A 6,427-nucleotide genomic window follows, 5' to 3' on the forward strand; every position below is an offset into this window, starting at 1 on the left:
AAAAACAAGATCAAAAGATCGCAGCCTGCGGCAGCTCCTACAGGGGGATTTTTGTTGGTTGCAGGGTGGAAAAACCGCTATCGTCGCCGCCATTCGAATTAGGGGCGAGCATGGGCTATCTACTTTTTGTCACGCTGATCCAGGCGTTTTCCTTCAGTCTGATCGGCGAATACCTCGCTGGTCATGTCGACAGTTACTTCGCCGTGCTGGTGCGCGTGGTGCTGGCCGGGCTGGTGTTCATTCCGCTGACGCGCTGGCGTTCGGTGGAACCGTCGTTCATGCGCGGCATGCTGATGATTGGCGCCTTGCAGTTCGGCGTGACCTACGTCTGCCTGTATCTGAGCTTCCGCGTGCTGACGGTGCCGGAGGTGTTGCTGTTTACCATCCTCACGCCGTTGCACGTGACGTTGATCGAAGATGCACTGAACCGCCGTTTCAACCCGTGGGCGCTGATCGCCGCGCTGGTCGCTGTGGGCGGGGCGGCGGTAATTCGATTCGACAGCATCAACCCGGACTTCTTCATCGGCTTCCTCCTGCTGCAACTGGCCAACTTCACCTACGCCGCAGGCCAAGTGATGTACAAGCATCTGGTGGCAAAACACCCGAGCGATCTGCCGCATTACCGACGTTTCGGCTTCTTCTACCTCGGCGCGCTGGCGGTGGTGCTGCCGGCATTTCTGATGTTCGGCAAAGCCAACTTTTTGCCTGAAGCACCGTTGCAATGGGGCGTTTTGCTGTTTCTCGGTCTGGTTTCGACCGCGTTGGGCATGTACTGGTGGAACAAGGGGGCGTGCATGGTCAACGGCGGCACGCTGGCGGTGATGAACAACTTGCATGTGCCGGTGGGCTTGCTGCTGAACTTGCTGATCTGGAATCAGCATGAGGAACTGGGGCGGTTGTTCCTTGGCGGCAGCGTCATCCTCGCCGCCGTGTGGATCAGCCGACTGGGCATCCGCCGCGCCGCATAACTGAATGTAGGAGCTGCCGCAGGCTGCGATCTTTTGATTTTAAAGATCAAAGGATCGCAGCCTGCGGCAGCTCCTACATGGGGATGGTGTTACATCAGGTGTTTTTGCGGCTCGGGGATGTGCGCCGCGCCGAGCACCGCCGGCAGCAGCCCCGAACGCAAATCCCCGCCACTCGGCTGCTGATACAGGCTCAAGCCAAACTCCGGCAGCACCGCAAGCAGATAATCAAAAATATCCCCCTGAATCCGCTCGTAATCGGCCCACACCGTGGTGCGGGTGAAGCAATAGATCTCCAGCGGAATGCCCTGCGCCGTGGTTTGCATCTGGCGGACCATGCAGGTCATGTTCGGCTGAATCTCCGGATGACTCTTCAGATACGCCAATGCATACGCGCGGAAGGTGCCGATATTGGTCATGCGCCGGCGGTTGGCCGACATCGCCGCGACATTGCCCTGCGCCTCGTTCCACGCCTTGAGCTCGGCTTTCTTGCGGCTCATGTAGTCGGTCAGCAGATGCACCTGAGAGAGCTTCTCTTCTTCGTCATCGCGGATGAAGCGTACGCCGCTGGCGTCGATGAACAGGCTGCGTTTGATTCGCCGTCCACCGGATTGCTGCATGCCGCGCCAGTTCTTGAACGATTCGGACATCAAGCGCCAGGTCGGGATCGAAACGATGGTCTTGTCGAAATTCTGCACCTTGACCGTGTGCAGGGTGATGTCGACCACATCGCCATCGGCGCCGACTTGCGGCATTTCGATCCAGTCGCCGACCCGCAGCATGTCGTTGCTGGTCAATTGCACGCTGGCAACGAACGACAGCAGGGTGTCCTTGTAGACCAACAGAATCACCGCCGACATCGCACCGAGACCGGAGAGCAGCAACAGTGGTGAGCGGTCGATCAACGTGGCGACGATGATGATCGCGCCAAATACGTACAAGACCATTTTCGCCAGTTGCACATAGCCTTTGATCGAGCGCGTACGGGCGTGTTCGGTACGGGCGTAGATGTCCAGCAGGGCATTGAGCAGGGCGCTCACCGCCAGCAGCAGGAACAGAATGGTGAACGACAGCGCCACATTGCCGAGAAAGGTCATGGCGGTCTTGCTCAGTTCCGGCACCAGGTGCAGGCCGAACTGAATCACCAGCGATGGCGTCATCTGCGCCAGGCGCTGAAACACCTTATTGTGGCGAAAGTCATTGATCCAGTGCAGGGCGGGCTGGCGGCCGAGCATGCGGCTGGCGTGCAGAATCAGATAACGTGCCACTCGTCCGAGTACCAGCGCGACCACCAGTAACACCGTCAGGGCGAGGCCGGCCTGCAACAGTGGATGCTGTTCGAGAGTGCCCCAGAGGTCCTGGGCGTTGAGCCAGAGCTGTTTGAAATCCATGTGCAGACAATTTTCTTCGAGAAAGACAGGGGCGGATTAGAGCATCAAATCCCGGCCGGCAACGAGCTTTGCCCTCTGCCACGATTGCAAATTGTGTCCGGGAAGGGGGTAGGGCACCGCTTTAACCATTCGTCGAGACTGTCAGTTCTGACAGTAGCTTGATTGTTGGTCGCTGACATTTCATGGAGGGACTTTTCATCCCTGCATCAAGTAAGGTGACGACGATGCTACGAATTGTCAGTTTTACGCTGCTTTTGTTGCTTTTTGGCTGCGCCGCTCCTCCCTCCCGTCAAGCGTTGCAAGATGACGTTGTCAGCAATAACGGTACTGCCATTGCCGCGCAATTGGAGCAGAACTACCGGGATACGCGCGCCGTATGCCCCGAGTCCAACGCCAGAGCCTTTCAATGCAACGGCGTTCTATTGCGCGCGACGACTCGCGGCGTTGGATACCACGTCTGGAACCCCAGCCCGGCATCCGTAAAGAGTCATGGCGTTTCTTTTTCCTATCTGCGCCAGGACGCGAAATTTGGCAGATTGGCTTTCGGCGGCAATAACGGGCTGATTTTCTACCCGGCCAGCAAGGCACCGGTTCATTCACATTTCACGTGGGACATTTGCGCTTTTCCGATGGACGGGTGGACCTGGAAACGCGGATCTCCGTCCGGGTGTGGTGCGAGCGTTGAGTTTCCCGGGACAAATTCCTACTGCAAGGATTTGGGCATCAGCACGGCGGAGCAATGGGTGACGCTGTGGAAAGGGCGTTATGCCGAGGATGCGAATCTGCGGCAATGCGCCTTTGTATCCTCTCAACCGGGCAATTTCGAACAGTTCACAAGAGCCAAGGCGCTGCTGGGGGACGCAGGGTTCAAGGAGCAGAATGAGGTCATATTATCGGTTTGGCCGCAGTATTCTCCGGAGCAGATTCCCTTGATGGCCTTCTTTTATATGGCGGGTGGGGTAGCCGAAGCGCAAGCCAATCAACGCGACTACTTCGAAGCCTCGCGCGGTAAGATCGTCCCGGTCATCCGGCTGACACTGCCTGCTACTCTGGCAAACGACGCCCGATTTGAATTCATTCCCTCCGACCAGGTGAAGTGAGCCCTTGCGACCTTGGCGATGATCAGCGCCCGGCCGTCTAGAGCGGCCAGGCATCGAATTTTCGGCGTCTGCGCAAAGATTTGTATAAAGAACCTCGGCCTGAGCGCTCGAAACCGGTAACCTATGCAGCTGTTTTTTTGCATATCTTCGAGGTAGCACCCGTGTTTTCCCAATTCGCCCTGCACGAACGCCTGCTTAAAGCTGTGGCCGAGCTGAAATTTGTCGAGCCAACGCCTGTGCAAGCCGCGGCCATTCCGCTCGCGCTCCAAGGGCGTGATTTGCGGGTGACTGCGCAAACCGGTAGCGGCAAAACCGCCGCTTTCGTTCTGCCGATCCTCAATCGCCTGATCGGTCCGGCCAAGGTTCGTGTCAGCATCAAGACGCTGATCCTGCTGCCGACCCGCGAGCTGGCCCAGCAGACGTTGAAGGAAGTTGAACGCTTTTCGCAGTTCACTTTCATCAAATCCGGCCTGATCACCGGCGGTGAAGACTTCAAAGTCCAGGCCGCCATGCTGCGCAAAGTGCCGGACATTCTCATCGGCACCCCTGGCCGGATGATCGAGCAACTCAACGCCGGCAACCTCGACCTGAAAGAAGTCGAAGTGCTGGTACTCGACGAAGCCGACCGCATGCTCGACATGGGTTTCTCTGAAGACGTTCAGCGTCTGGTCGACGAATGCCCGAACCGTCAGCAAACCATGCTGTTCTCGGCCACCACCGGTGGTTCCGGCCTGCGCGAGATGATCGCCAAGGTGCTGAACAACCCTGAGCACTTGCAGCTCAACGCGGTCAGCCAGTTGAACTCGACCACCCGTCAGCAAATCATCACCGCCGACCACAATCAGCACAAAGAGCAGATCGTGAACTGGCTGCTGGCTAACGAGACCTACCAGAAGGCGATCATCTTCACCAACACCCGCGCCATGGCCGACCGTATCTATGGCCGTCTGGTGGCTCAGGAATACAAAGCGTTCGTACTGCACGGCGAGAAAGACCAGAAGGATCGCAAACTGGCGATCGATCGTCTGAAGCAGGGCGGCGTGAAGATCCTCGTGGCGACCGACGTTGCAGCCCGTGGTCTGGACGTTGATGGTCTGGACATGGTGATCAACTTCGACATGCCACGCAGCGGCGACGAGTACGTGCACCGCATCGGTCGTACTGGCCGCGCCGGTAACGACGGCCTGGCGATCTCGCTGATCTGCCACGGCGACTGGAACCTGATGTCGAGCATCGAGCGCTACCTCAAGCAAAGCTTCGAGCGTCGCACCATCAAGGAAGTCAAAGGCGTCTATGGCGGTCCGAAGAAGGTCAAGGCCTCGGGCAAAGCCGTTGGCGTGAAGAAGAAAAAGACTGACGCCAAGGGCGACAAGAAGAAAACTGCCGCCAAGACGCCGACCAAGCGCAAGAGCGTCAACCGTCCGAAGCCGGACTCGTTGGTCAGCAGCGACGGCATGGCGCCGCTCAAGCGCCGCAAGCCGGCAGAGCCAGCGGCTGAATAAGTCGTTTCAGGCGCACAAAAAAACCCGGACAGTGTCCGGGTTTTTTTTCGTCCATCAGTTGCCGAGTTGGCCACTGGTGTCGGCGTCGAAGCGCCGCTTGGCTTGCTCGGCTGCCGGCTTCAACTGCGCCAGTAATGCCGCTTCAGCGTACAACCGGGGGCTCGCCAGTTCCTTCGGGGTCGGCTCGATCGGGATCAGCACATCTTCCCCATCGGCGTGCAGCCAGATCGCCACAACGTGCAGCGCCGAGACAAACAGCACACGCAGTTCGACGCTTTTACCCTGCAACTGCGGCGCCTGCTCCGCCAGTTTCAGCGCACTGACGGTGGCAGCGGCATGGCTGCCGTGGTTGAGCGAGGCGAACTCGACGTGACCGCGAACCTCGGCCAGTTGCGCATCGGCAATCGTCACGCCATCGGCAAACACCAGGTAATGCCAATCGCCGGTCCGCGCGTCTTTCAGGCCTTTGCCGTTGCTCAGGTCATCCAGGCTGAGCGAGTAGCCACGATAGGCTTCACTGAGGCTGATTTTCGCAGGTGCAGCGTTGGCGAACTGGCGGTTGGCACCAAAACCCTGGGTTTGCAGTGCGGCTTGCAGCGCCGGGCGCAGAGTCTGTACGCCATTGGAAGGCGCCTTGGGATAAGTCAGTTGCATGATGTCGCCCTCCTAGTTTTTGACCGTGAAGTAAGTGTGAGTCCAGTTGCCGCCACCGTTATAGGCACGGGGAAAGGCATTCAGCGCACGGGTCGAATAACCATAGATCGAGTCCGCGACTAGCACGTAATCGCCGTTGGTGCCGTAGATCGTCAGGAAATGCGCGCCGCCGCCGTACCAGGCGCAGCGCAGACCGACCGGGCGGCCCATGCTGATCTGGTTCTGGATCGCCGACATCTGCAACGAGCCCTGATTCATGCCGTTGTAGCTGCGGGTGGTTTGCAGTGCCGAATCCAGATAGCCGTAAACATTGCACGGACCCGGCTGATTGCAGCAGTTGCGATCGAGCTGAGTGCTGGCGACACCGCACTGCGTCCAGTTGCCGGTGCCGTAATAGTTGCCAACCGAGGCGGACACGGCAGCCCAGCACCAGTTGGTCTGGGTTTGTTGCTGCATGTTGAAGTTCAGGCTGCCAGCGGCAAGCGCGCTGGCGTGTTCGGCCGCTTCGACTTCGACCAGTTGTGGGTCAAGCAAATGGCCGATGAGGCACCTTGGCAGTGATTCACTGGTAAAGGGTCTTGCTTCAGTGGTTAACATTTTCAATCCTCCATGAATGAAAACAAGCGTCCCGCTTGTAAGGGTGTTGCCGAGCGATCGGCGCTTGAGGGTTGCCATCTCCGATGGCGGTTGCCGATCTCTTTGCTCGATGTAACCGTAGATGCGGATATGCGTTTGTGCAAATAAATAAATGCATTTGTGCATTTATAAAGGCAAAAGATCGCAGCCTGCGGCAGCTCCTACAGGGTTTGGTGTAG

6 protein-coding genes are annotated in these 6,427 nt (G+C 58.3%); 3 read left to right on the forward strand and 3 right to left on the reverse strand.

What is annotated here, in order from left to right; translation table 11 throughout:
- The first annotated feature begins 110 nt into the window (after positions 1 to 110).
- Entirely contained in the window at positions 111 to 968 is an 858-nt protein-coding gene (locus EJA70_RS01840; protein WP_158829234.1) for a carboxylate/amino acid/amine transporter, read from the forward strand.
- Between the two features lie 89 nt (positions 969 to 1,057).
- Here the strand turns inward: EJA70_RS01840 and EJA70_RS01845 are convergent, their stop codons facing one another.
- Positions 1,058 to 2,356: a mechanosensitive ion channel family protein gene (locus EJA70_RS01845; RefSeq protein ID WP_158829236.1), complete on the reverse strand. Its 1,299-nt coding sequence runs from the start codon at positions 2,354 to 2,356 to the stop codon at positions 1,058 to 1,060.
- Positions 2,357 to 2,580: 224 nt separating this feature from the next.
- On the opposite strand from EJA70_RS01845, the gene EJA70_RS01850 reads away from it, so the two are divergent.
- Together EJA70_RS01850 and EJA70_RS01855 are read left to right on the forward strand one after the other, a co-directional pair.
- Entirely contained in the window at positions 2,581 to 3,456 is an 876-nt protein-coding gene (locus tag EJA70_RS01850) for a halovibrin HvnA (RefSeq protein WP_158829238.1), read from the forward strand.
- A 161-nt stretch (positions 3,457 to 3,617) separates the two neighbouring features.
- A complete protein-coding gene (locus tag EJA70_RS01855; protein ID WP_158829240.1) occupies positions 3,618 to 4,958 on the forward strand; it encodes a DEAD/DEAH box helicase in 1,341 nt (446 codons plus the stop codon).
- 54 nt (positions 4,959 to 5,012) lie between these two features.
- On the opposite strand, the gene EJA70_RS01860 is transcribed toward EJA70_RS01855, so the two are convergent.
- Complete coding sequence (locus tag EJA70_RS01860; protein ID WP_158829242.1) at positions 5,013 to 5,612, reverse strand: hypothetical protein; 600 nt, start codon at positions 5,610 to 5,612, stop codon at positions 5,013 to 5,015.
- A gap of 12 nt (positions 5,613 to 5,624) precedes the next feature.
- A complete protein-coding gene (locus tag EJA70_RS01865; protein WP_008088867.1) occupies positions 5,625 to 6,209 on the reverse strand; it encodes a papain-like cysteine protease family protein in 585 nt (194 codons plus the stop codon).
- Positions 6,210 to 6,427 lie beyond the last annotated feature (218 nt).

Source organism: Pseudomonas sp. PB103, assembly GCF_009764635.1.
In the GTDB taxonomy this organism is placed as follows: Bacteria; Pseudomonadota; Gammaproteobacteria; order Pseudomonadales; family Pseudomonadaceae; genus Aquipseudomonas.